The organism is Enterobacter sp. fkY84-1 (assembly GCF_052974705.1).
In genome coordinates this window covers 1,649,085-1,673,683 of sequence record NZ_CP169393.1, presented here as the reverse complement: position 1 = coordinate 1,673,683, position 24,599 = coordinate 1,649,085, and the positions used below count along the sequence as shown (strand labels likewise).

Below are 24,599 nucleotides of genomic sequence, written 5' to 3'. Positions count from 1 at the left end.
GCAAGAAAAAAGCCGGGTGCGCTTGCGCTTACCCGGCCTACGGTTTTCCGTGGGAAAAATTATTCCGGCTGCAGCTTAGACGGCGGCGCGGAGTGGTAATGCGCGTCGGCTTCCGCAAAGCGTTTCTGCATGGAGGCAGACGGTGCTTTACCCAGCAGGCTGAAGACCACGATACCGATGCTGCCGAAGATGAAGCCAGGAATGATTTCGTACAGGCCCAGCCAGGCGAACTGTTTCCAGACGATAACGGTCACCGCACCGATAATCATCCCCGCCAGCGCGCCGTTACGGGTCATACGGGACCACATGACGGAGAACAGGACGACCGGACCAAACGCCGCACCGAAGCCCGCCCACGCGTAGCTCACGAGACCCAGCACGCGGTTTTCCGGGTTGGCCGCCAGCGCAATCGCCACCAGCGCCACCAGCAGCACCATAAAGCGCCCTACCCACACCAGCTCTTTCTGGCTCGCGTTTTTACGCAGGAAGGCCTTATAGAGGTCTTCGGTGATTGCACTGGAGCAGACCAGCAGCTGACAGCTCAGGGTGGACATCACCGCCGCCAGGATCGCAGAGAGCAGAATACCGGCAATCCACGGGTTAAACAGAATCTGCGCCAGTTCGATGAACACGCGCTCGGCGTTCTGGTTCACCGCGCCCGCCTGCGCCGGGTTGTTATTAAAGTAGGCGATACCGAAGAAACCGACCGCACACGCGCCCGCCAGACACAAAATCATCCACGTCATACTGATGCGACGCGCATGGACGATGGTGTGATGAGAATCTGCCGCCATAAAGCGCGCCAGAATGTGCGGCTGACCGAAGTAGCCCAGACCCCAGCCCATCAGGGAGACGATAGCGACAAAGTTCAGCCCTTTCAGCATGTCGACGTTTTCAATGCTCTTCTGCTTGATCACTTCCAGCGATTCGCCAAAGCCGCCAACGGTGAAAATCACAATCACCGGGGTCAGGATCAGGGCAAAGATCATCAGGCTCGCCTGCACGGTGTCGGTCCAGCTTACCGCCAGGAACCCGCCCACGAAGGTATAGAGGATGGTCGCCGCCGCACCGGCCCACAGGGCGGTTTCGTAGCTCATGCCGAAGGTGCTTTCGAACAGGCGAGCGCCCGCCACGATGCCGGAGGCACAGTAGATGGTAAAGAACAGGAGGATAACCACGGCAGAGATAATGCGCAGAATGCGGCTGTTATCTTCAAATCGTCCGGTGAAGTAGTCCGGCAGCGTCAGGGCATTGTTGTTAGCCTCGGTATGCACGCGCAGACGGCCCGCCACCAGCTTCCAGTTGATCCACGCGCCCACGGTCAGACCGATGGCGATCCAGCTTTCCGAGATGCCGGAGATAAAAATCGCACCCGGCAGACCCATCAGCAGCCATCCGCTCATGTCCGATGCGCCCGCGGAGAGTGCGGTCACCATCGGGCCTAAACTGCGTCCGCCCAGAATGTAGTCGTCAAAGTTTTTCGTGGAACGCCACGCCAAAAACCCTATCAGGATCATGCCAAAAATATAAACGAGAAATGTCACCAGCATCGGTGTGCTAATTGCCATTCAAATTCTCCAAAAGTGTCGAGCGACAACCATCCGGGTTGCCTTGTTATATGATCACCGGAACGAGGTGACGGTATCTTGTGTTTCGGTTGGGCGCGCTATCCTGCCGTATGCGCCCTCCGCTGACAAACGATTTAACACTGCATTTACATCAATTTCATCCCCGGTTTGATACGAGTTTCCTATAGGTTGCACTCGCTCACGCTTTTACGGGTTGCACCTTTGAAAAGTGTTAACTCCCGCATAAAACCAGGCTTTCCGCGACAAAGCCAGCACGTTTTTCCAGCTAACCATTCGTTAACAATCCATTCATTTTCTGGGTTGCAAACCAGGTCACATTTAACACGGTTGCACAAAGTTGCAACATGGTGGATATTTCACGCTAACGACCAAACACGATGAAAGCACAACAGGAGCTTTGGCATGGGTATGACCACCATGGGGGTTAAGCTGGATGACGCGACCCGCGAACGGATTAAGACCGCAGCAACCCGCATTGATCGCACGCCGCACTGGTTAATTAAGCAGGCGATTTTTAACTATCTCGAAAGACTCGAGAGCGACGAGGGCCTGCCGGAGCTGCCTGCCCTGCTCGCCGGTGCCGCCAATGAAAGCGAAGACGCGCCAGCCGCTGGCGATGAAAGCCATCAGCCGTTCCTCGAATTCGCCGAGCAGATCCTCCCGCAGTCCGTCAGCCGCGCCGCCATTACCGGTGCGTACCGTCGCGCCGAAACCGACGCCGTACCGATGCTGCTGGAGCAGGCCCGTCTGCCGGAAGCTATTGCCGCACAGGCGCACAGCCTGGCGTACCAGCTGGCTGACAAACTGCGTAACCAGAAAACCGCCACCGGCCGCGCCGGGATGGTTCAGGGTCTGCTGCAGGAGTTTTCCCTCTCCTCACAGGAAGGCGTGGCGCTGATGTGCCTGGCGGAAGCGCTGCTGCGTATTCCGGATAAAGCCACCCGCGACGCGCTGATCCGCGACAAGATTAGCAACGGCAACTGGCATTCGCACATTGGCCGCAGCCCGTCGCTGTTCGTCAACGCCGCGACCTGGGGCCTGCTGTTCACCGGCAAACTGGTCTCGACCCATAACGAAGCCAACCTGTCCCGCTCCCTGAACCGCATCATCGGCAAGAGCGGCGAGCCGCTGATCCGCAAGGGCGTGGACATGGCGATGCGCCTGATGGGCGAGCAGTTCGTCACCGGGGAAACCATTGCCGAAGCGCTGGCGAACGCCCGCAAGCTGGAAGATAAAGGTTTCCGCTACTCCTACGACATGCTGGGCGAAGCGGCGCTGACCGCCGCCGACGCGCAGGCCTACATGGTTTCTTACCAGCAGGCGATCCACGCCATCGGTAAAGCGTCCAACGGTCGCGGTATTTATGAAGGCCCGGGCATCTCCATTAAGCTCTCCGCCCTGCACCCGCGCTACAGCCGCGCGCAGTACGATCGGGTAATGGAAGAGCTCTACCCGCGCCTGAAGTCCCTGACCCTGCTGGCGCGCCAGTATGATATCGGCATCAACATCGACGCCGAAGAGGCCGACCGTCTGGAGATCTCCCTCGATCTGCTGGAAAAACTGTGCTTCGAACCGGAGCTGGCGGGCTGGAACGGCATTGGCTTCGTGATCCAGGCCTACCAGAAGCGCTGCCCGTTCGTCATTGATTACCTGATTGACCTGGCCAGCCGCAGCCGCCGTCGCCTGATGATCCGCCTGGTGAAAGGGGCCTACTGGGACAGCGAAATCAAACGCGCCCAGATGGAAGGGCTGGAAGGCTATCCGGTCTACACCCGCAAGGTCTACACCGACGTCTCTTACCTCGCCTGCGCGAAAAAGCTGCTCGGCGTGCCGAACCTGATCTATCCGCAGTTCGCCACCCACAACGCCCACACCCTGGCGGCGATATACAGCCTGGCCGGGCAGAACTACTACCCGGGCCAGTACGAATTCCAGTGCCTGCACGGCATGGGTGAACCGCTGTACGAGCAGGTGACCGGTAAAGTGGCGGACGGCAAGCTTAACCGCCCGTGCCGCATTTACGCCCCGGTAGGTACCCACGAAACCCTGCTGGCCTACCTGGTGCGTCGCCTGCTGGAAAACGGCGCGAACACCTCCTTCGTTAACCGCATCGCCGACACCACCCTGCCGCTCGACGAGCTGGTCGCCGATCCGGTGCAGGCCGTTGAGAAGATGGCGGCGCAGGAAGGCCAGATTGGCCTGCCGCATCCGAAGATTGCCCTGCCGCGCGAGCTGTACGGCAAGGGGCGCGTCAACTCGGCGGGGCTGGATCTCGCCAACGAACACCGTCTGGCTTCCCTCTCCTCTGCCCTGCTCAACAGCGCGCTGCAGAAGTGGCAGGCGAAACCGATGCTGGAGCAGCCCGTTGCTGACGGCGACATGCAGCCGGTCATCAACCCGGCGGAGCCAAAAGATATCGTCGGCTACGTGCGTGAAGCCACCGAAGCGGAGGTGGATCAGGCGCTGGACAGCGCGGTGAATAACGCCCCTATCTGGTTCGCCACCCCGCCGCAGGAGCGTGCCGCCATTCTGGAACGCGCGGCGGTGCTGATGGAAGATCAGATGCAGTCGCTCATCGGCATTCTGGTGCGCGAAGCGGGTAAAACCTTCAGCAACGCCATCGCCGAAGTGCGCGAGGCGGTCGACTTCCTGCACTACTACGCCGGTCAGGTGCGCGATGATTTCGACAACGAAACCCACCGTCCGCTCGGCCCGGTCGTCTGTATCAGCCCGTGGAACTTCCCGCTGGCGATCTTCACCGGCCAGATTGCCGCTGCCCTGGCCGCAGGCAACAGCGTGCTGGCAAAACCGGCGGAGCAGACCCCGCTGATTGCCGCACAGGGCATCAACATTCTTCTGGAGGCAGGCGTACCGGCGGGCGTGGTCCAGCTGCTGCCGGGCCGCGGTGAAACCGTGGGCGCCAAACTGACCTCCGATAACCGCGTGCGCGGCGTGATGTTTACCGGTTCGACCGAAGTGGCCTCGCTGCTGCAGCGCAATATTGCCACCCGTCTGGATGCGCAGGGTCGTCCTACGCCGCTCATTGCGGAAACCGGCGGCATGAACGCCATGATCGTTGACTCATCCGCGCTCACCGAGCAGGTGGTGGTCGACGTGCTGGCCTCCGCGTTCGACAGCGCAGGTCAGCGCTGCTCCGCCCTGCGCGTGCTGTGCCTGCAGGATGACGTGGCGGACCACACCCTGAAGATGCTGCGCGGCGCGATGGCCGAATGCCGCATGGGCAACCCGGGCCGTCTCACCACCGACATCGGGCCGGTGATCGACGCGGAAGCCAAAGCCAATATTGAAAACCACATTCAGGCCATGCGCGCGAAAGGCCGTCCGGTGTTCCAGGCGGTGCGAGACAACAGCGAAGACGCCCGCGAGTGGCGTTCCGGCACCTTTGTGCCGCCTACGCTTATCGAGCTGGCAAGCTTCGACGAGCTGAAAAAAGAGGTCTTCGGTCCGGTACTGCACGTGGTGCGCTACAACCGTAACAACCTCAACGAGCTGGTTGAGCAGATCAACGCCTCCGGCTATGGCCTGACGCTCGGCGTGCATACCCGTATCGACGAGACCATCGCGCAGGTGACCGGCAGCGCCAAAGTGGGCAACCTGTACGTCAACCGCAACATGGTGGGTGCGGTCGTTGGCGTGCAGCCGTTCGGCGGTGAAGGCCTCTCCGGCACCGGTCCGAAAGCGGGCGGTCCGCTCTACCTGTACCGTCTGCTGGCGAACCGTCCTGAGAACGCGCTGGGCGTCACCCTGGCGCGCCAGGATGCGGAGTATCCGGTGGATGCGCAGCTGAAAACCGTGCTGACCCAGCCGCTGGACGCGCTGATTAAGTGGGCTGATAATCGTCCAGAGCTGCGTGCGATTGCGCAGCAGTATGGCGAGCTGGCACAGGCCGGTACGCAGCGTCTGCTGCCGGGGCCGACCGGCGAGCGCAATACCTGGACGCTGATGCCGCGCGAGCGCGTTCTGTGCGTGGCGGATAACGAGCAGGACGCGCTGGTACAGCTGGCCGCCGCGATGGCCACTGGGTGTGAAGTGCTGTGGCCGGACGATGCGCTGCATCGCGACCTGGCCAAACAGCTGCCGAAAGCGGTCTCGGCCCGCATTCACTTCGCGAAAGCCGATGCGCTCCTGACGCAGCCGTTCGATGCCGTCATTTACCACGGTGATTCTGACCAGCTGCGCGAGCTGTGCGAGCAGGTTGCGGCCCGCAGCGGGGCGATTGTTTCGGTGCAGGGCTTCGCGCGCGGCGAAACCAACCTGCTGCTGGAACGCCTGTACGTGGAGCGCTCGCTCAGCGTCAACACCGCTGCAGCGGGCGGTAACGCCAGCCTGATGACCATCGGTTAATCGTGTAAACTTTCCCCGGTGGCGCTACGCTTACCGGGGCTACAAAACAACCGTAGGCCGGATAAGCGCAGCGCATCCGGCTTTTTTACACGGAGGGGATGATGAAAAGAGTATTTCTCGCAGGCGCAGCGCTGCTGCTGAGCGCCAGCGCGCTGGCCGACGAGTGCGACAAAGCGACCACCCAGCTTGAGCTGAATACCTGTAGCGCGCAGCAGTATCAGGCTGCCGACAAAAAGCTCAACCAGACCTATCAGGCCGCCGTCAAGCGTGCGGAAGCCCCTCAGCGCGAGCTGCTGAAAAAGGCGCAGCAGGCCTGGATTGCCCTGCGCGACGCGGACTGTGCGTTTATCGGTTCGGGGACGGAAGGCGGCAGCGTTCAGCCGATGATCGTGAATCAGTGCCTGGCGGAGAAAACCGTGGAGCGCGAAGCGTTTCTGGCCTCGCTGATGCAGTGTGAAGAGGGCGACTTAAGCTGCCCTCTCCCACCGGGGAACTAGCGCAAGCGGATCCCTTCGATAATCATCCGCTGCACGTTCTCCAGGGTGCTGTGGAAAAACGCTTCGTCCTGGAGCGTTTTACCGGTCACCGCCTCGACCTGGGCCGCAAAGTCAGCGTAATGCTGGGTGGAGGCCCAAATCATAAAGATCAGATGATGCGGATCGACCGGGGCCAGCTTTCCGCTGGCCACCCACCCGGCGATAATGGCCGACTTATCGTCCACCAGCTGCTTTAAATCTCCGGTCAGCTCCGCCTGCAACAGCGGCGCGCCCTGCAGCATCTCGAGGCAGAACAGCCTTGATGCCTGCGGGTAATCGCGCGACACCTCCAGCTTCAGGCGAATGTACTCTTTGATCGCCACCAGCGGGGCCAGCTCTTCGCGGAACGCTTTCAGCGGCGCCAGCCAGATATCGAGGATCTGCTGCATCACCGCGACATAGAGCGCCTCTTTCGACGGGTAATAGTAGAGCAGATTGGTTTTGGATACCCCTGACTGCTCCGCCACCTGCTCAAGGCGCGTGCCGTGAATACCAAACTGCGAAAAGGTCTCCAGGGCCGCGCTGAGGATCGCCTGCTTCTTGGCGCTCACCGCCTGCGAACGTTTACCTGGTGTTTTCACTGCGCCTTGTGCCATTCCCGCTCTCCTTATTCTGCGTTGCCCTCAGCATAGCAAAACCCCCGTCTCGCCACGACATCCTGCACCCCGATCGCGCATGAATGCCTGTTTTCTGTGCAATGTTTTTGACCAGTTAGTCCACATTTAATCACATCAAACCACCAACCTCTGATTAACACATTAATAACACTGCCATTTTCAAAACTGGCACTGCCTTTGCAAAAACACCGTTACACCTGCGACGTAATGAAGAGAGGTTCGTGATGAAAATTGGCGTATTTGTACCCATCGGCAACAACGGCTGGCTTATCTCGACCACTGCACCGCAATACATGCCAACCTTTGAGCTGAATAAAGCCATCGTGCAGAAAGCGGAGCACTACCATTTCGACTTTGCGCTTTCGATGATCAAACTGCGCGGCTTCGGCGGCAAAACCGAGTTCTGGGATCACAACCTGGAGTCCTTCACCCTGATGGCCGGGCTGGCCGCGGTCACCTCGCGGATCCAGATCTACGCCACCGCTGCCACCCTCACCCTGCCCCCGGCGATTGTGGCGCGCATGGCCTCCACCATCGACTCCATCTCCGGCGGACGCTTTGGCGTCAACCTGGTGACCGGCTGGCAAAAACCGGAGTACGAGCAGATGGGTCTCTGGCCGGGCGACGATTACTTCTCTCGCCGCTACGACTACCTGACCGAGTACGTGCAGGTCCTGCGCGACCTGTGGGGTACCGGCAAAAGCGATTTCAAGGGCGACTTCTTCACCATGAACGACTGCCGCGTCAGCCCGCAGCCGTCGGTGCCGATGAAGGTGATTTGCGCCGGGCAGAGCGACGCCGGGATGGAATTCTCGGCGAAATACGCCGACTTCAACTTCTGCTTCGGTAAAGGGGTTAACACGCCTGCCGCCTTCGCCCCGACCGCCGCGCGCATGAAAGAAGCCGCCGACAAAACCGGGCGCGACGTGGGCTCCTACGTGCTGTTTATGGTGATCGCCGACGAAACCGACGACGCCGCGCGCGCAAAATGGGAGCGCTATAAGGACGGCGCCGACGAGGAAGCCCTGAGCTGGCTCACCGAGCAGAGCCAGAAGGACACCCGCTCCGGGGCGGATACCAACGTTCGTCAGATGGCCGACCCGACCTCCGCCGTCAATATCAACATGGGCACGCTGGTCGGCTCGTACGCCAGCGTTGCCAGAATGCTAGATGAAGTGGCTGCCGTTCCCGGTGCGGAAGGCGTCCTGCTGACCTTCGATGACTTCCTCACCGGCGTGGAGACCTTCGGCGAGCGCATCCAGCCGCTGATGCAGTGCCGCGCCCACATCCCTGCCGTCACGAAGGAGGTGGCGTAATGACAACCCTTAACGCACGCCCGGAAGCCATTACCTTCGCGCCACAGCAGAGCGCGCTGATCGTGGTGGACATGCAAAACGCCTACGCCAGCCCCGGTGGTTATCTTGATCTGGCGGGGTTCGACGTCTCCGCCACAAGGCCTGTGATCGAGAACATCAAAACCGCCGTCGCCGCCGCGCGCGAAGCGGGGATGCTCATCATCTGGTTCCAGAACGGCTGGGATGACCAGTACGTCGAGGCCGGCGGCCCCGGCTCGCCCAACTTCCACAAGTCGAACGCCCTGAAAACCATGCGTAAACGGCCCGAACTGCAGGGCAAGCTGCTGGCAAAAGGCGGCTGGGATTATCAGCTGGTGGACGAGCTGGTCCCGCAGGCGGACGATATCGTCCTGCCGAAACCGCGCTACAGCGGCTTTTTTAACACCCCGCTCGACAGCCTGCTGCGCAGCCGGGGCATTCGCCATCTGGTCTTCACCGGGATCGCCACCAACGTTTGCGTGGAGTCGACCCTGCGCGACGGCTTTTTCCTCGAGTATTTCGGCGTGGTGCTGGAAGACGCGACCCATCAGGCCGGGCCGGATTTCGCCCAGAAGGCGGCCCTGTTCAATATCGAAACCTTTTTTGGCTGGGTCAGTAACGTTGCGGATTTCTGCGACGCCCTGACTCCCCCGCTCGCCCGTATCGCCTGAGGAGACGCACGATGCCGAAATCCGTAATCATCCCGCCGGGCACCAGCACGCCCATCGCCCCGTTTGTTCCCGGCACGCTCGCCGACGGCGTGGTGTATGTCTCCGGCACGCTGCCGTTTGATAAAGACAACAACGTGGTGTTTATCAACGACCCAAAGGCGCAAACCCGCCACGTGCTGGAGACGATCAAAACCGTGATCGAAACGGCGGGTGGCACGATGGAGGATGTGACCTTCAACAGCATCTTTATCACCGACTGGAAAAACTACGCCGCGATTAATGAAATCTACGCGGAGTTCTTCCCCGGCGATAAGCCGGCCCGGTTCTGCATTCAGTGCGGGCTGGTGAAGCCGGACGCGCTGGTTGAGATCGCCACCGTTGCGCACATCGCGAAGTGAGGCAGGCATGAAACTTTCCGTCTCACCGCCCCCGTATGAGGGTGCGCCCGTGGTGGTCCTTATTGCCGGTCTCGGCGGCAGCGGCAGCTACTGGCTGCCCCAGCTGGCCGCGCTGGAACCGGAGTATCAGGTGGTGTGCTATGACCAGCGCGGAACGGGCACTAACCCCGACGCCCTGCCGGAAGGCTACAGCCTGGCACAGATGGCGGACGAACTGGCCCGGGCGCTGGCTGAGGCCGGGATCGCGCGCTACAGCGTCGTCGGCCACGCGCTGGGGGCGCTGGTCGGCCTGCAGCTGGCCCTCGACCGCCCCGACGCCCTCACCGCGCTGGTGTGCGTCAACGGCTGGTTGACCCTCAACGCGCATACCCGCCGCTGCTTTCAGATCCGCGAGCGCCTGCTGCATTACGGCGGCCCGCAGGCGTGGGTTGAGGCGCAGCCGCTGTTTCTCTACCCGGCAGACTGGATGGCCGCTCGCGCCCCCCGTCTGGAGGCCGAAGAAGCGCTGGCGCTGGCCCATTTCCAGGGCAAAGCCAACCTGCTGCACCGGCTCAGCGCCCTGAAAAAGGCCGACTTCAGCCGCCACGCCGCGCGCATCCGCTGCCCGGTCCAGATCATTTGTTCCGCCGACGACATGCTGGTGCCCTCTGTCTGCTCGTCTGAGCTGCAGGCGGCCATCCCGCACAGCCACAGCACGGTGATGCGTCAGGGCGGCCATGCCTGCAACGTCACCGAGCCGGACACCTTCAACACCCTGCTGCTGAACGGGCTGGCCAGCCTGCTGCACAGTCATGAACACGCTTTATAAGGAGATGTAATGAGCGAAGCCATTAATCCCACCGCGCTGGAAACGCTGTTCACCGGCGCCCGCACCCATAACGGCTGGCAGGATATTGCCGTCAGCGACGAGACGCTGCGCGAAATCTACGACCTGATGAAATGGGGGCCAACCTCGGCCAACTGCTCCCCTGCACGGATTGTGTTTGTGCGAAGCGCGGAGGGAAAAGAGAAGCTGCGCCCGGCGCTCTCCAGCGGCAACCTGGAGAAAACGCTCACCGCCCCGGTTACGGCGATCGTGGCCTGGGACAGTGAATTCTACGAGCGCCTGCCTGAACTGTTCCCGCACGGCGATGCCAGAAGCTGGTTTACCGCAAGCCCCGCGCTGGCGGAAGAGACGGCTTTTCGCAACAGCTCGCTGCAGGCCGCCTACATGATTTTCGCCTGTCGCGCGCTGGGGCTGGACACCGGCCCGATGTCGGGCTTTGACCGCCAAAAGGTCGACGAGGCCTTTTTCACCGGCACGACGCTTAAAAGCAATCTTCTTATCAACATTGGCTACGGCGACCCGGGCAAACTTTACGGGCGCCTGCCGCGCCTGACCTTCGACGATGCCTGCGGGCTGGCGTAAGGAGCGATCATGACGACACCGGATAAGCAAACCTTTCGCGACGCCATGGCCTGCGTTGGCGCGGCGGTGAACATCATCACCACCGACGGCCCGGCGGGGCTGGCAGGCTTCACCGCCAGCGCGGTGTGCAGCGTTACGGATTCACCGCCCACCCTGCTGGTGTGCCTGAACCGCGGCGCGTCCGTCTGGCCGACGTTCAGCGAAAACCGCACCCTTTGCGTGAATACCCTCAGCGCCGGACAGGAGCCGCTCTCAAACCTGTTTGGCGGCAAAACGCCAATGGAAGAACGCTTCGCCGCCGCCCGCTGGCAAACGGGCGACACGGGCTGTCCGCGTCTGGAGGATGCGCTGGCCTCGTTTGACTGCCGCATCAGCCAGGTGGTGAGCGTCGGCACCCATGACATTCTGTTCTGCGACATCGTTTCGATTATTCGCCACCCGGCGCCGCAAGGGCTGGTGTGGTTTGACCGCGGCTACCACGCGCTGATTCGACCCGCCTGTTAAGGCGCTCTAAGGAGACAGACCATGTTCGGATTTCCCCACTGGCAGTTGAAATCGACCTCCACAGAAGCTGGCGTGGTCGCGCCGGATGAACGCCTCCCGCTCGGGCAGACGATGGTGATGGGCGTCCAGCACGCGGTCGCCATGTTTGGCGCCACGGTGCTAATGCCGATGCTGATGGGACTCGATCCCAACCTCTCGATTCTGATGTCCGGTATCGGCACCCTGCTGTTCTTTTTTGTCACCGGCGGGCGCGTGCCCAGCTATCTCGGCTCCAGCGCCGCCTTTGTCGGGGTGGTCATCGCCACCACCGGGTTTAACGGCCAGGGAATCAACCCCAACCTGAGCGTGGCCCTCGGCGGCATCATCGCCTGCGGTCTGGTGTATACCCTGATTGGTCTGGTGGTGATGAAGATCGGCACGCGCTGGATCGAACGCATGATGCCCCCCGTCGTCACCGGCGCGGTAGTAATGGCGATCGGTCTGAACCTTGCGCCGATTGCGGTGAAAAGCGTCTCCGGCTCGCCGTTTGAAAGCTGGATGGCCGTCGTGACCGTGCTGTGCATCGGTCTGGTGGCGGTCTTTACGCGGGGCATGATCCAGCGGCTGCTGATCCTGGTCGGGTTGATTGTCGCCTGTCTGGTATATGCCCTGCTGGCAAACGTTTTTGGTCTCGGCAAGCCGGTTGATTTTACGCTGCTGCATCAGGCCGCCTGGTTCGGCCTGCCGCAGATCACCTCCCCCACCTTTAACACCCAGGCGATGATGCTTATCGCCCCCGTCGCCGTTATCCTGGTGGCGGAAAATCTGGGCCACCTGAAGGCGGTCGCGGGAATGACCGGACGCAGCATGGACCCGTACATGGGCCGCGCGTTCGTCGGCGATGGGCTGGCGACCATGCTCTCCGGTTCCGTGGGCGGCAGCGGCGTTACCACCTATGCCGAGAATATCGGCGTGATGGCGGTGACCAAAGTCTATTCGACGCTGGTCTTCGTGGCGGCGGCGGTGATGGCGATGCTGCTCGGCTTCTCGCCGAAGTTCGGCGCGCTGATCCATACCATTCCGTCACCGGTCATCGGCGGGGCATCAATCGTGGTGTTTGGGCTGATCGCCGTGGCCGGGGCGCGCATCTGGGTGCAGCATCGCGTCGATCTCAGCCAGAACGGCAACCTGATTATGGTGGCCGTTACGCTGGTGCTGGGCGCGGGCGATTTTGCCCTGACGCTGGGCGGGTTTACGATCGGCGGGATTGGCACGGCGACCTTCGGCGCGATCCTGCTTAACGCCCTGCTGAGCCGCCGGATGGCCGCTGCGCCGCAGGGCGAGGTGGTGCGTCAGGAGTCGTGAAATCTCAATGTCGGGTGACGGCGATGCCTTACCCGACCTTTATGTTCGCTAAGAACACCTTTATGTCAGGCAATCACGCCTGCTCAAACAGTCGTTCGATAGATTTTGTAGGAAAGAAAAGAGAATGGCTGTTTTCATCCGTCAATGGAATAAAGCCCTGCTTCAGATAAAATTGTTTTGCCTGGTCGTTGAGTGCATCAACAAATATTCCGTGTACACCCACCGCCTGCGATGCCAGATAGACAACCCGCATGGCATGTGTGACGAGCGTCGTTCCCCACTCCAGCCCCTGTAAGTCTTTATGTATCGCCAGACGTCCCAGCGTTACGCTCGGTACGTTGCTATAAGGGATCCGACGCTGCTGAGTCTTAGAAGGCAGCATCGCTTTTTCAAAGCAACTACCAGACAACGTGTAATAGCCCAGGACCCGCGGACCATCGCGATCTTTAAGCAAATAGCCTCGTAAAATACGCCCATTGTGCTGACGCACCAGATGTTCTGTGAGGAAGACATTTAGCGAGGGTTCACCACAATCGAAGTCCCTGAAATCATAGTCTTTTCCCTCTGAAAACATTTCGATCGTGAGATTGTCCACGACGCTTCACTCCATGTTTCGAAGACGTTTCGCCGCTCGCTTCAGGCGTTCATTTGGCTCTGGTGGATTGTCGATGGCATCCATCACCGCATTCCAGGATGCTTCGTTTAATACGAGACGGCGGTGCTGCTCGATGACTTCCGCTGCCCGCTCTGACGCACTGTTCACCATAAACTGGGTGATCGTTTGATTCGTCATCGCTGCCGCTTCTTCAATCATTGTTTTGTCTTCGTCCGTTAAGCGAAGATCGATACGCTGTTTTTTCAGTGCTGGCATGGTTTACTTCACCGTGTACGGTATTTATCCGTACACATCGTAGATAAACCCGTCTATTTTTTCAATCTAAACCTTCTTCAGCAGTCATGTCGCTCACCGGGTTCCGACGCTTTCTGAGCTTCAACTCGCTCACCAGCACCCCGGCGACAATAAACGCCGCGCCCACCAGGGCCAGCAGCGGCAGACGTTCCCCGGCGAGTCGCCCAAAAATCCCTGCCCAGACCGGCTCGCCGGTGTAGATGACCGTTGCTCGCGTTGGCGATACGCTGCGCTGCGCCCAGTTCATGGTGACCTGGATAATGGCGCTGAAGATACCGAGCCCCAGCGCCACCACGACCAGGCCCGTGGACATCGGCGGCACGGACTCCCCTGCCGGCACCATCGTCGCAAAGGCCACCAGCGAGGCCGTGGCGAGCTGCACCACCGTCACCCGTTTGACGTCGACCTTGCCCGCCCACGCGCTGATGAGAATAATCTCCGCCGCAATGGCAATCGCCCCAATCAGGGTAATGATCTCGCCCGGCCCCAGCGCCAGAAGATTGTTTTCCGGCCCGGCCAGTAAGATCAGGCCGATAAACGCCAGCACGATGCCAATACAGGACATCAGACCCGGCAGCCGCCCCAGGCACAGCCATTGCAGTAGCGGCACCAGCGGCACATACATGGCAGTGATAAACGCGGATTTGCTGCTGGAGATGGTCTGCAATCCCCACGTCTGCAGGCTGTAGCCCATGGCTATCGCCACCCCAATCGCCACGCCCGCCTTAAGCTCTTTCAGCGTCAGACCCCGCAGCGTTTTAAGGGATATTAGCCCCACGGCTAACGCCGCCGTCGCAAAGCGAAGGCCGACAAAGAAGAACGGATCGCTGAGGGTCACCGCGTACTGAACGGCCAGAAACGTCCCGCCCCAAAACATGGTGATGAGAATGAGGATGGCTTCCTGTGGTTTTACGGAGAACTTAAAGCGTGAGACAGACATGCGGCACCAGCAAATGAGAACAATTCTGTAGTGTGCGTTGCCTTTGGTTACAGTTCAATGTTGCAGGAATAAAAAAACCGCCGGGGGAAACCCGGCGGCAGGGAGTCAACCCGGCGAATTACTTATTACCGCCATGGCTGTTTTTCCCCCCTTTCTTGCCAGCCTCAGATGCGCGCTGAGGGTCATTTTTAAAATTCCCCCCGCTATGCTGGCCACCTTTACGGCCTGCTTCTGATGCTCTTTCACGGTCTTCTGCGAAATTACCTGAACCACCACGATGGTTTGCCATCTCTAACCTCCAGAGTGTGAAACATTAGACATCATATTGCATTCAGTAAAAGAGGATTCTTTCACCTCGCGGCTCAAGGACAACGCCTTTATCTGTGCCGCGTGAAACTAAGCTTAGTGGAATGAGGTTATCCGGCAAGCCGAAGGTAATATCCTGCAACATGATCTCAGTCTTTCGGGTGAGATGACGCGGCGGTAATTCATAAGCCTTTCTTATCATTTTAAAAATCCGCACCGGGAAAGTTGTATCATTTTGCTACAAAGCCATTTTTCTCCTCATGTTGTTATAAATCAAATAAATGGCGTTCATTTTTGCAGTCTGGCTGTGATGACATATCTTTAAAAGAGCGCAGCGATCCGCTGTCAGAGAAACCAACGAGGAGTGAAGCAAAATGGCAAAAGTTCTGGTGCTCTATTATTCCATGTATGGACACATTGAAACCATGGCTCACGCGGTAGCAGAAGGTGCAAACAGGGTTGACGGCGTTGAGGTTGTGGTGAAACGCGTACCGGAAACCATGCAGGCAGAAGCCTTCGCGAAAGCCGGGGGAAAAACACAAAACGCCCCGGTCGCCACCCCGCAGGAGCTGGCGGATTATGATGCCATTATCTTCGGCACCCCAACCCGCTTCGGCAACATGTCAGGCCAGATGCGCACCTTCCTCGATCAAACCGGCGGACTTTGGGCATCCGGGGCGCTCTACGGCAAACTCGCCAGCGTATTCAGCTCTACCGGGACCGGCGGCGGTCAGGAGCAGACGATTACCTCAACCTGGACTACCCTTGCTCATCACGGGATGGTGATTGTGCCAATTGGCTACGGCGCGCAGGAGCTGTTTGATATTTCCCAGGTGCGCGGCGGTACGCCGTACGGTGCAACCACCATTGCCGGTGGGGATGGTTCACGCCAGCCAAGCAATGAAGAACTGTCTATCGCCCGCTATCAGGGTGAATACGTCGCGGGTCTGGCCAAAAAACTCAACGGCTAACACCCAACAGGAGGACAAGCATGCCAACTCAAGAATCCAAAGCTCACCACGTGGGCGAATGGGCAAGTTTACGCAACACCTCTCCGGAGATTGCCGAAGCTATCTTTGAAGTCGCGAAATACGATGAAAAGCTGGCCGAGCAGATTTGGGAAGAAGGCAACGATGAAGTGCTGGTGCGCGCCTTCGAAAAAACGGACAAAGACTCGCTCTTCTGGGGTGAGCAAACCATCGAACGTAAAAACGTTTAAGCGTTTCCCCCCCGCCATCACGCGGGGGGTTCTCCTTTACTTCGCCGCGTTATTCATCACCGCATTGAATTTATCAACAGGACAGAAGCCGTTCGCATCCACCGGGCAGCCCTTCAGCTCCAGCGTCACGCGCTGCGCCGGAGACTGCAGCGACAGCACGCTGGCGTTGCGCAGCTGCTCTGAGCTCTGATAGACATACTCAATTTTCATCAGCTCCTGGTTGGCATTTTTGTCATGCCAGCGCTGGAAGACAATCTTGCCGCCAATCGGGGTGCGCTCCTGCTGGTCGTGCAGCTGGTACGGTTTGAAATCGAGGGCGGTGAGCAGGGAAGCAATGTTCGAATCATGTCCCACCAGCAGGGTGATCTTAGGCGCTTTCGCCTGCTCGGTGACCAGCGTTTTATCGATATACTTCACCAGCGGTTTCGCCACGTTTTGCGCCACCTCGGTAGAGGTAAACAGCGAGTCCTGATAGCCGTTTTTCAGTTTCGACAGCACGCGCCACTGCTGGTCGGTTTTGATTTCGCCCCAGGCGACCTGGTCGGCCGGGAAGCCTTCGTAATACTGCAGCGTGAACGCGTCCACCAGCGAGTTACCCACCTTCAGCGGCCCGGAAACGCCGGGCTCTTTTTCATAGTCGGCGCTGAAGGTATCTTTCGCGTCCGCCAGCGAGCAGACCTTTTTCTCTTTGCAGGACGGCGAGTCGGCGTAGTTGGTCATCTGCTCCAGCAGCTTGTAGCTTTCACCAAGCTGCATTTTCTGCCGCTCGGACTCCATCGCCTTGAGCACTTTTTCGCGGAATTCCGGCGAGTTATCGGTAATCACCGGATTGAATGTCGGGTCCATGGTGCCCATTTTTTCCTGATGGTGCACGGGCACATCGCAGCCCGGGAACGCGCCGGTGATAAAGAACTGCGCGGTGGCGACGGTGCGCTGCAGGCTGTTGGCGTAAGCATAAACGCTATCCGCCGGTGGACATTCTCCCGTCTTCACCATCCCCTGCTGCGCGAGCCACTCGCGCATGTAGTGCCCCATATAGACCTCCAGCACGCCACCTTTGGTGGTGAGCTGGCCGCCCGGCACCTCCCACTCCGGCCACTGCTTCGGCGTGGACTGCTCCAGCACGCTGCCGTTATTGGCCAGCGGCGCGCGCAGGTTGTGACGGCTCATGATTAAAACTTGCTCCAGCTGATACCCTTCCGGCGTCTCTTGCGCCTGTACGCCAAACGTTGCTGAAATGGAACCGGCGACTGCCAGCGCGAGTAGTGCTTTTCTCATCCCTAATTCCTCACTCGTTTTAAAATGTCGCGTTCAGTGTGACAGGTTCGTCACAATTTTCCGGGAAGCATTTCTCAAACTGATGATTAACGTGCTTACGGAGTGTGCCAATTAGTTTTATAATAAAACCACACCCCACCGGAGAATTCGCTGTGAAACGTACCCGCCTTGAAGAGAGCACCTGCCCCGTTGCCCGTTCGCTGGATATCATTGGCGACTGGTGGTCGCTGCTGATCGTTCGAGACGCGCTTCGCGGTATTAAACGCTTCGGCGAGTTTCAGAAAAGCCTCGGTATCGCGAAAAACATGCTGACCACGCGGCTCAAGCTGCTGGTGGACGAAGGCATCCTCCGGCTTCAGCCCGCCTCCGACGGCAGCGCCTGGCAGGAATACGTCCTGACCGACAAGGGACGCGCCCTGCAAACCGTGCTGGTTGCCTTGTCCCAGTGGGGCAATGAATTTTTGTTCGCGGAAAACGAATGCGGCACCGTTCTCGTCGATAGCGAACAGCGCAAACCGCTGCGAAAACTGATGCTTATCGCCGACGACGGGCGCGAACTGACGCCTGAAGAGATCGTGGCCAAACTCCCCTCCTGAGCCCACCCGCCAGGCAAAAGCAAAAAAATCTCGCCAATGTGGTTGCATTATAAAACCAAATGACAGAGAGTTAATTCAGTTTCATATTGAAACCAAATAACCCACTTTGCCTGAGGTAATGCATTATGACTACGCAAATCACCACCGCCCTGATCACGGGTGCCTCTTCCGGGATCGGTGCCGTCTATGCCGATCGCCTTGCCGCGCGCGGTGCCAACCTGGTCCTGGTCGCCCGCCGCGAGGATCGGCTGAAAACCCTCGCCGCCGACCTGCGCGCGCGCTACGGCGTGGCCGTCGCTATACTGGTGGCCGATCTCAGCGATGAAGCCGGGATCCGCGCGGTGGAAGAGGAACTGCGCAGCAATACCGCCATTGATACGCTGGTTAACAACGCGGGCACCGCGCAGATGGCGCCGTTCCTCGCGGGCGAGGTGGCGCAGCATCAGGCCATCAATACCCTCAACACCACGGCGCTGATGCGGCTGACCTACGCCATTCTCCCGCGACTGGCGCGGAACAATCGCGGCACGCTGATCAATATCGCCTCGGTGTTATCGCTCCATGTCCGTGCGGGCAGCGCGCTCTACAGCGCCACCAAGGCCTGGGTACTGAGCTTTACCCGCGGACTGCAGGAAGAATTTGCCGACAGCAACGTGCGCATTCAGGCCGTGCTGCCCGCCGCGACCGCGACGGAGATCTGGAGCCATTCTGGCGTCACGGTGGACGATCTGCCGGAAGGATCGGTGATGACCACCGACGATATGGTGGATGCGTCACTGGCGGGTCTGGATCAGGGCGAACCGATCACCATCCCGCCGATGCATGACGTCAGCCTGTGGGACCGCTACGAAGCGGCGCGCCTCGAGCTGTTTAACAGCGCGCGCACCGGCATCCCGGCTCCGCGCTACGTAAAGCAGTAGCCTAACGCTCCAGCTGGTCGCCGTACTCGCTCATCCAGGCGGCCAGCGGCGAGAGCGCATCCTGCAGGGTTAACCCCAGCCCGGTAATCTGATACTCCACGCGCGGCGGGATCTCCGGGTAGACCGTCCGCGTCACCAGCCCGCGCTGTTCAAACAGTCGCAGCTGCTTCGTCAGCTCTTTCTGGGTGATGGGTGCAGCCGCCCGCAGCAAATCGCCAAAGCGGACAGGCGTGTTAATCACAATAAGACGATAAAGGATCGGGATTGCCCATTTGCCGGAAATCAGGTTTACAAACTGCGTCATCGGGCAGGTATAGGCCTCAGATTTTTTTTCACAGCACTCACCCAGCATTTCTGCCATAGCACACCTCTTGCCTCGTTAGTATCCATTTGGTACCTGGTTTCCTTTCGATACTAACGTTTCTATAGTGCTTTCTCCAGTGACATTTCAGGAGAAGAACATGGGTCGTTTAACCGATAAGTATACGTTGATTACCGGCGGCACCAGCGGCATCGGTCTTGCCACCGCGCAGGCGTTTATCGCCGAAGGCGCCCGCGTCGCCGTGACCGGACGCAACCCGGACACCCTCGCCGAAGCTGAGCGCATTCTGGGCGATAAGGCCTGGGTGATCCCGACCGATGCGGGCGATATCACCTCGCAAAAAGCGCTGGCGGAAACCCTCGCCGCCCGCTGGCCGCGCCTGGACGCGGTGTTTCTCAACGCCGGCGACGTGACGCACGCGCCGCTGGAAGCCTGGCAGGAAGAGGCCTGGGACCGTCTGATGAACATCAACCTGAAGGGGCCGTTCTTTTTAATCCAGGCGTTGCTGCCGCTGCTGAACAACCCGTCCTCGATAATCCTCTGCGGCTCCGTGAGCGCGCGCATCGGCCTGCCCACCAGCAGCGTGTATGCCGCGAGCAAGGCCGCCCTGCTGTCGCTGGCGCGCACGCTGTCGGCGGAGCTGCTGCCGCGCGGGATCCGCGTCAACGGCCTGAGCCCCGGTCCGGTGGAGACCCCGGCGTTTACGAAAACGGGCTTAAGCGACGAGGCGCTTAACGCGATGATGGCGGAAATCATCAAGCTGGTGCCGCTCGGCAGAATGGGCTCGACGACGGAGCTGGCAAAAGCCGCGCTCTATCTGGCCTCCGACGAGTCGAGCTACACGGTGGGAACGGAGCTGCTGGTGGACGGCGGCATGGGAAGTCTGTAATTCAAAAGGCGCTGATGCCGGTGACCGCGCCGACATACAGCGCCGCCCACGCGCAGGCGGAAAGCAGGCTGACGGCGTAGACTTTGACGGCGTTAAGCCTGAGCATACCCGCCGCCAGCGGCACGACATAACGCAACACCGCCAGAAAGCGCGACGTAAACAGGGCGATGACGCCGTTTTTTTGCAGCTGATGCTGAACCCGTAAAAACGTAGCGGCATGCTTCGCCGTAAAGCGCGCGACCAGCCGGGTGTGCCCCATCAGCTGGCCGATATGGTAATTCAGCATCGAACCTGCCGTCGCCCCCATCACCACGGCCAGCCACGCCAGCGCCGGGTGCATGCTCCCCTGGCTGACGGTAATGCCCGCCAGCAGCATCACCGACGCGGGCGGCAGCACGGAGGAGATCAGCACCGTCGATTTACTCAGCGCCATCAAAAATAACAGCGCGAAAAGATGTGCCGGATACAGCGCAAAATGATTCAGCAGATTATCAAGCCACGCCATTTTCCTCTCTCCCGTTAATTATTTAATCCTCCATTTAAAGTGAATAAACCTAAATAAACCCTCAACATTTTATTAATAATATTTATCTAAACCGTTCTTAAACATTATTTAATTTTCTGAGCGCTAAATTTAAACAGGCGTATTATCCCTCTCGTTTTACAACGATCTCGTTATGGCGAGGCTCCTGTACAAATACACGTTATCGCTCTGGTAGGTTCGAGAGAACCGGCACAGGGTAAAACAGGCACTGTCGAATCAAGGCTTTGTCAGTATAACTTCCCTTGCGGGATACGGTGTACAGTGCTGAACCCAGGACGTGGGGATCTCCTCTTCGACATGCCCTGTCTTGCTCGCCCCTGAGAGATGTTATTATTCAAAGGGAATTCACTATGTCTTACGCTATTCACAACCAAAACCTGGCATTCAATGACAGCGCGGTCGCGCAATATATGAATACCGATTTTATCGTCCTCGACGTTTCATTATGCGTGGCGCTGGCGCGCGAGCAATTCTTCGAAAAATTAAAAGACGATGATATTCCGTCGCATATTTTTATTGAAGACAATGGCCGCCTTGCGGGGATGGTTGCCGTGCGCAAGCTGCTACAGACCACAGATACCGTACAGCCAATTAAAAGCCTGATGATTTCGCAGTTTTTGCAGGTCAAACCGGAGGATGAACGTGCCGATGTTGCAGGACTGCTGGCGCACGGCGACGCAGATGTCGTGCCCGTGGTGACCCACGGCAAACTCGTCGGCTGCCTGACCGAGCGGGAAATTGCCCATCTGCTGGAAGATGACGTCACCGAAGATGCCCAGCTTCAGGGGGCGACGCTGCCGCTGGAGAAGCCCTATCTGGAAACCAGCGCCTTCAGCCTGTGGAAGAAACGCTCCGTCTGGCTGCTGCTGCTGTTTGTCGCCGAAGCCTACACCAGCTCGGTCATTCAGCATTTTGAAGAGGCGCTGGAGTCCGCCATCGCGCTGGCATTCTTTATTCCGCTGCTGATCGGCACGGGCGGCAACAGCGGGACGCAGATCACCTCCACGCTGGTGCGCGCCATGGCGCTGGGTGAAGTTCATCTGCGCGACGTGGGCCGCGTGCTGCGCAAAGAGATGACCACCTCGCTGATGATTGCCGTGACGCTCGGCATTGCCGGGTGCATTCGCGCCTGGATGATGGGGATCGGGCTGGAGATTACGCTCATCGTCAGCCTGACGCTGGTGTGCATTACGCTGTGGAGTGCGATTGTCTCGTCCGTCATTCCGATGGTGCTCAAGCGCTGCGGTATTGACCCGGCGGTCGTCTCCGCGCCGTTTATCGCGACGCTGATCGACGGTACCGGGCTGATTATCTACTTTAAGATCGCGCAATATACGCTGGGGCTGGAGTGATGTGATTCCTTGCCGGGTGGCGCTGCCGCTTACCCGGCCTACCCATCCCGTAGGCCCGTGCAAGCGCAGCGCCGCCGGGCAACAATCAGATAGCACCAAGCGCTCTCACCGCCTGCCCAAATGCCTCAATCGCCAGGGCAACATCCTCAGCCATCACCGATTCCGCCGGATGGTGGCTTATCCCGCCCTTACAGCGCACAAACAGCATCCCCACCGGCCAGCGTTCCGCCAGGGCGATGGTGTCGTGCCCGGCGCCGCTGGGCAGGGATAACGAGCGCCCCTGCACCGATTCAACCGCGTCGCCCAGCAGGCGCTGCAAACGCGCATCGCACGGCGTGGCGGCGATCCGGTAAAACTCCTCGGCGCTGAAGCTCAGCCCGCGACGGGCGGCGATCGCCTGCGCCTGCGCCAGCAGTTCAGCGAGCAGCGCGTCCAGCGGGGCATCCTGCGGGCCGCGAATATCCAGCGAGAGCGCAACCTCGCCGGGGATGACGTTCACCGCGCCGGGCAGGCAGCGCAGTTCCCCGACCGTCGCCACCCGGTTGCCGCCCTGCTGTCGGGTGATGTTTTCAATCAGCACCATCCACTCGGCGGCGGCGGCCAGGGCATCCTTACGGTGACTCATCGGCACGGTACCCGCGTGTCCGGCCTCGCCGGTGAAGCGGCAGTTGAGGCGGCGCGCGCCGTTGATGGCTTCCACCACGCCCAGCGCCAGCCCTTCCTGCTCCAGACACGGCCCCTGTTCGATGTGCAGTTCCAGACAGGCGCTGAAATCCTCCTGATGGCGTGCCGCGAGCGCCACGCGAGTGGGATCGAGTCCCGCCTGCACCATCGCCTGCGCCACGCTGATGCCCTGGGCATCGCACGTCTCCAGCCAGCCCTGCGGCCAGGTTCCCGTCAGACCACGGCTGCCCAGCAGGGTGATACCAAAACGGGTCCCCTCTTCGTCGCCAAAGCCGACAATCTCGATGGCCTGCGCCAGATGCCGCCCCTGCTGGTGCAGGCTATCCACCACTTCGATGGCGGTGAGCACCCCGAGCATGCCGTCGTAGCGCCCGGCGTTGCGTACGGTGTCCAGATGCGAGCCGAGCAGCACCGCCTGCGCCCCCTCCTGCGCGCCCTCGTAGCGTCCACAGATATTGCCCACGCTGTCCTGCCAGACGGTCATGCCCGCCTGGCGCATCCACTCCCCAACCAGCTGGTTGGCCTGGAGATGCTGCGTGGAGAGATAGACCCGCGTCAGGCCGTCCGGGGTTTCGCTGATGGCGGCCAGCGCGTCGGCGCGCGCCATCACCCGCTCTGCCGCCGGGCTCATTGCGGCGTCTCGCGACGATAGTGGTCCCACGCGGCCTGCATGGCGGCCCCCTGGGTGGTGGTGAATTTGAGGTAGTTCAGCACCGACTCCAGCGCGCTCAGGGTGGTCATCACGCAGTCCTTGCGCGCATTGTAGCCCATGGTGCCAATGCGCCACACCCTGCCGTGCAGCGGGCCAAACGAGGTGCCGATTTCAATCCCGAAATCTTCCAGCATCAGCTTACGCACCAGGTCGCCGTTGATCCCCTGCGGGATGACCACGCCCAGCACGTTGTTCATCTTGTGCTTCAGGTCGCCGAAGGTCTCAAGCCCCATCGCCTGAATGCCCTTCAGCAGCGCATCGCCGTGCAGCCTGTGGCGGGCGATGCCGTTATCCAGCCCCTCCTGCAGGATCAGCCGCGCGCATTCGCGAGCGCCAAACAGCGCGGTGGTCGCTTCGGTGTGGTGGTTCAGCCGCTCCGGCCCCCAGTAGTCCATCACCATGCCGAGATCGAAGTAGTTGGAGTAGACCATCTCCTCGTCGCCGTCGCGGTGGGCGTCGGTGCGAATGCCCTCCTCCACGCACTTGCGGCGACGGATTGCCTCTTCCATCCGCTCGCTCAGGGTGATCGGCGACGTGCCGGACGGGCCGCCGAGGCACTTCTGCATCCCGGCCGAGACGGCATCCAGCCCCCAGGCGTCGGTCTCCAGCGCGTTACCGCCGAGCGACGCGGTGGCATCGGTGTAAAACAGCACGTCGTAGCGGCGGCAGATCGCGCCAAGCTCGGCGAGCGGCTGCAGCATGGTGGTGGAGGTGTCGCCCTGCACGGTCAGCAGCAGGCGTGGACGAATACGCTTAATCGCATCCTCCACCTGGTCCGGGGTAAACACCTCGCCCCACGGTACTTCGATGGTATGCACCTCCGCGCGGCAGCGGCGGGCAATTTCGCACAGCAGGTGACCAAAGCGGCCAAAGACCGGCACCAGCACCTTATCGCCCGGGCGAATGGCGGAAACCAGAATGGCTTCAATTCCCGCGCGGGAGGTGCCGTCCACCAGCATCGTCCAGCGGTTTTCGGTGCGGAATACGCCGCGATAGAGCGCCATCACCTCGTTCATGTAGTGGGTCATGGCCGGATCGTACTGGCCGATCAGCTGGCTCGACATGGCGCGCAGCACGCGCGGGTCGGCGTTGATCGGGCCCGGGCCCATCAGCAGGCGCTGCGGCGGGTTGATTTGCGGAAAGTGTGCGATATCCATTGTT

Annotated in this window: 26 protein-coding genes and 1 riboswitch; of the genes, 15 read left to right on the top strand and 11 right to left on the bottom strand. The window is 60.1% G+C overall.

The window, feature by feature from the left end; all coding sequences use genetic code 11:
• Positions 1–59: 59 nt before the first annotated feature.
• A complete protein-coding gene (gene putP, locus ACEPLT_RS07835; protein ID WP_008499815.1) occupies positions 60–1,568 on the bottom strand; it encodes a sodium/proline symporter PutP in 1,509 nt (502 codons plus the stop codon).
• Positions 1,569–1,991: 423 nt separating this feature from the next.
• Between putP and putA the strand changes: the two genes are divergently transcribed.
• Positions 1,992–5,954, top strand: a complete 3,963-nt coding sequence (gene putA, locus ACEPLT_RS07830) for a trifunctional transcriptional regulator/proline dehydrogenase/L-glutamate gamma-semialdehyde dehydrogenase (protein WP_023292814.1) — start codon at positions 1,992–1,994, stop codon at positions 5,952–5,954.
• 101 nt (positions 5,955–6,055) lie between these two features.
• Positions 6,056–6,451, top strand: coding sequence for a lysozyme inhibitor LprI family protein (locus tag ACEPLT_RS07825; RefSeq protein ID WP_021240804.1), 396 nt, complete (start codon positions 6,056–6,058; stop codon positions 6,449–6,451).
• Here ACEPLT_RS07825 and rutR read toward each other — a convergent pair.
• Positions 6,448–7,086: an HTH-type transcriptional regulator RutR gene (gene rutR, locus ACEPLT_RS07820; protein WP_045417154.1), complete on the bottom strand. Its 639-nt coding sequence runs from the start codon at positions 7,084–7,086 to the stop codon at positions 6,448–6,450. The genes ACEPLT_RS07825 and rutR overlap by 4 nt on opposite strands.
• Before the next feature lie 245 nt (positions 7,087–7,331).
• On the opposite strand from rutR, the gene rutA reads away from it, so the two are divergent.
• From rutA to rutG, 7 genes are read left to right on the top strand one after another with little or no spacing between them, the layout of a single operon-like run.
• Positions 7,332–8,423, top strand: a complete 1,092-nt coding sequence (gene rutA, locus ACEPLT_RS07815; protein WP_023617762.1) for a pyrimidine utilization protein A — start codon at positions 7,332–7,334, stop codon at positions 8,421–8,423.
• Positions 8,423–9,112: a pyrimidine utilization protein B gene (gene rutB / locus ACEPLT_RS07810; protein WP_232928378.1), complete on the top strand. Its 690-nt coding sequence runs from the start codon at positions 8,423–8,425 to the stop codon at positions 9,110–9,112. Before rutA ends, rutB begins: the two co-directional genes overlap by 1 nt.
• Positions 9,113–9,123: 11 nt before the next feature.
• Entirely contained in the window at positions 9,124–9,510 is a 387-nt protein-coding gene (gene rutC, locus ACEPLT_RS07805; protein ID WP_008499822.1) for a pyrimidine utilization protein C, read from the top strand.
• Between the two features lie 7 nt (positions 9,511–9,517).
• Positions 9,518–10,318 (top strand): pyrimidine utilization protein D, encoded by an 801-nt coding sequence (gene rutD / locus ACEPLT_RS07800; protein WP_232928374.1) that lies wholly within the window; start codon positions 9,518–9,520, stop codon positions 10,316–10,318.
• A 9-nt stretch (positions 10,319–10,327) separates the two neighbouring features.
• Positions 10,328–10,918 carry a malonic semialdehyde reductase gene (locus ACEPLT_RS07795; protein WP_023327079.1) on the top strand — a complete coding sequence of 197 codons (591 nt, stop codon included), beginning with the start codon at positions 10,328–10,330 and terminating at the stop codon, positions 10,916–10,918.
• A 9-nt stretch (positions 10,919–10,927) separates the two neighbouring features.
• Complete coding sequence (gene rutF, locus ACEPLT_RS07790; RefSeq protein ID WP_123922610.1) at positions 10,928–11,422, top strand: NADH-dependent FMN reductase RutF; 495 nt, start codon at positions 10,928–10,930, stop codon at positions 11,420–11,422.
• 21 nt (positions 11,423–11,443) lie between these two features.
• Positions 11,444–12,766, top strand: coding sequence for a pyrimidine utilization transport protein G (rutG, locus tag ACEPLT_RS07785; RefSeq protein ID WP_008499826.1), 1,323 nt, complete (start codon positions 11,444–11,446; stop codon positions 12,764–12,766).
• A gap of 73 nt (positions 12,767–12,839) precedes the next feature.
• On the opposite strand, the gene ACEPLT_RS07780 is transcribed toward rutG, so the two are convergent.
• The 4 genes from ACEPLT_RS07780 to ACEPLT_RS07765 form a co-directional block, all read right to left on the bottom strand.
• Complete coding sequence (locus tag ACEPLT_RS07780) at positions 12,840–13,361, bottom strand: GNAT family N-acetyltransferase (protein WP_032651255.1); 522 nt, start codon at positions 13,359–13,361, stop codon at positions 12,840–12,842.
• 6 nt (positions 13,362–13,367) lie between these two features.
• A complete protein-coding gene (locus ACEPLT_RS07775) occupies positions 13,368–13,637 on the bottom strand; it encodes a type II toxin-antitoxin system TacA family antitoxin (RefSeq protein ID WP_008499829.1) in 270 nt (89 codons plus the stop codon).
• Between the two features lie 61 nt (positions 13,638–13,698).
• Positions 13,699–14,616, bottom strand: coding sequence for a DMT family transporter (locus ACEPLT_RS07770; RefSeq protein ID WP_023292825.1), 918 nt, complete (start codon positions 14,614–14,616; stop codon positions 13,699–13,701).
• A gap of 118 nt (positions 14,617–14,734) precedes the next feature.
• Positions 14,735–14,905 (bottom strand): con-10 family general stress protein, encoded by a 171-nt coding sequence (locus tag ACEPLT_RS07765; RefSeq protein WP_013097201.1) that lies wholly within the window; start codon positions 14,903–14,905, stop codon positions 14,735–14,737.
• A gap of 391 nt (positions 14,906–15,296) precedes the next feature.
• On the opposite strand from ACEPLT_RS07765, the gene wrbA reads away from it, so the two are divergent.
• Together wrbA and ACEPLT_RS07755 are read left to right on the top strand one after the other, a co-directional pair.
• Positions 15,297–15,893 (top strand): NAD(P)H:quinone oxidoreductase, encoded by a 597-nt coding sequence (gene wrbA / locus ACEPLT_RS07760; RefSeq protein ID WP_008499831.1) that lies wholly within the window; start codon positions 15,297–15,299, stop codon positions 15,891–15,893.
• Between the two features lie 20 nt (positions 15,894–15,913).
• Positions 15,914–16,141, top strand: coding sequence for a YccJ family protein (locus ACEPLT_RS07755; RefSeq protein ID WP_008499832.1), 228 nt, complete (start codon positions 15,914–15,916; stop codon positions 16,139–16,141).
• 36 nt (positions 16,142–16,177) lie between these two features.
• On the opposite strand, the gene agp is transcribed toward ACEPLT_RS07755, so the two are convergent.
• Positions 16,178–17,419, bottom strand: a complete 1,242-nt coding sequence (gene agp, locus ACEPLT_RS07750) for a bifunctional glucose-1-phosphatase/inositol phosphatase (RefSeq protein WP_232928372.1) — start codon at positions 17,417–17,419, stop codon at positions 16,178–16,180.
• 152 nt (positions 17,420–17,571) lie between these two features.
• On the opposite strand from agp, the gene ACEPLT_RS07745 reads away from it, so the two are divergent.
• Together ACEPLT_RS07745 and ACEPLT_RS07740 are read left to right on the top strand one after the other, a co-directional pair.
• Positions 17,572–18,015, top strand: a complete 444-nt coding sequence (locus tag ACEPLT_RS07745; protein WP_008499834.1) for a winged helix-turn-helix transcriptional regulator — start codon at positions 17,572–17,574, stop codon at positions 18,013–18,015.
• 125 nt (positions 18,016–18,140) lie between these two features.
• Complete coding sequence (locus ACEPLT_RS07740; protein ID WP_059363207.1) at positions 18,141–18,935, top strand: SDR family NAD(P)-dependent oxidoreductase; 795 nt, start codon at positions 18,141–18,143, stop codon at positions 18,933–18,935.
• Between the two features lies 1 nt (position 18,936).
• Here ACEPLT_RS07740 and ACEPLT_RS07735 read toward each other — a convergent pair whose 3' ends face one another.
• Positions 18,937–19,296: a winged helix-turn-helix transcriptional regulator gene (locus ACEPLT_RS07735; RefSeq protein WP_008499836.1), complete on the bottom strand. Its 360-nt coding sequence runs from the start codon at positions 19,294–19,296 to the stop codon at positions 18,937–18,939.
• Between the two features lie 100 nt (positions 19,297–19,396).
• Between ACEPLT_RS07735 and ACEPLT_RS07730 the strand changes: the two genes are divergently transcribed.
• The gene (locus ACEPLT_RS07730) at positions 19,397–20,146 is read left to right on the top strand and encodes an SDR family oxidoreductase (RefSeq protein WP_021240816.1); all 750 of its coding nucleotides are present in this window, start codon (positions 19,397–19,399) and stop codon (positions 20,144–20,146) included.
• 1 nt (position 20,147) lies between these two features.
• Here the strand turns inward: ACEPLT_RS07730 and ACEPLT_RS07725 are convergent, their stop codons facing one another.
• The gene (locus ACEPLT_RS07725; protein WP_059363204.1) at positions 20,148–20,651 is read right to left on the bottom strand and encodes a DedA family protein; all 504 of its coding nucleotides are present in this window, start codon (positions 20,649–20,651) and stop codon (positions 20,148–20,150) included.
• Between the two features lie 159 nt (positions 20,652–20,810).
• A riboswitch (M-box (ykoK) riboswitch) is annotated at positions 20,811–20,980 on the top strand.
• A gap of 60 nt (positions 20,981–21,040) precedes the next feature.
• On the opposite strand from ACEPLT_RS07725, the gene ACEPLT_RS07720 reads away from it, so the two are divergent.
• Complete coding sequence (locus tag ACEPLT_RS07720) at positions 21,041–22,042, top strand: magnesium transporter (RefSeq protein WP_044596842.1); 1,002 nt, start codon at positions 21,041–21,043, stop codon at positions 22,040–22,042.
• 85 nt (positions 22,043–22,127) lie between these two features.
• Here the strand turns inward: ACEPLT_RS07720 and hpxK are convergent, their stop codons facing one another.
• Positions 22,128–23,357 (bottom strand): allantoate amidohydrolase, encoded by a 1,230-nt coding sequence (hpxK, locus tag ACEPLT_RS07715; RefSeq protein WP_232928369.1) that lies wholly within the window; start codon positions 23,355–23,357, stop codon positions 22,128–22,130.
• Positions 23,354–24,595, bottom strand: a complete 1,242-nt coding sequence (locus tag ACEPLT_RS07710) for a pyridoxal-phosphate-dependent aminotransferase family protein (protein WP_023343726.1) — start codon at positions 24,593–24,595, stop codon at positions 23,354–23,356. Before ACEPLT_RS07710 ends, hpxK begins: the two co-directional genes overlap by 4 nt.
• Positions 24,596–24,599 lie beyond the last annotated feature (4 nt).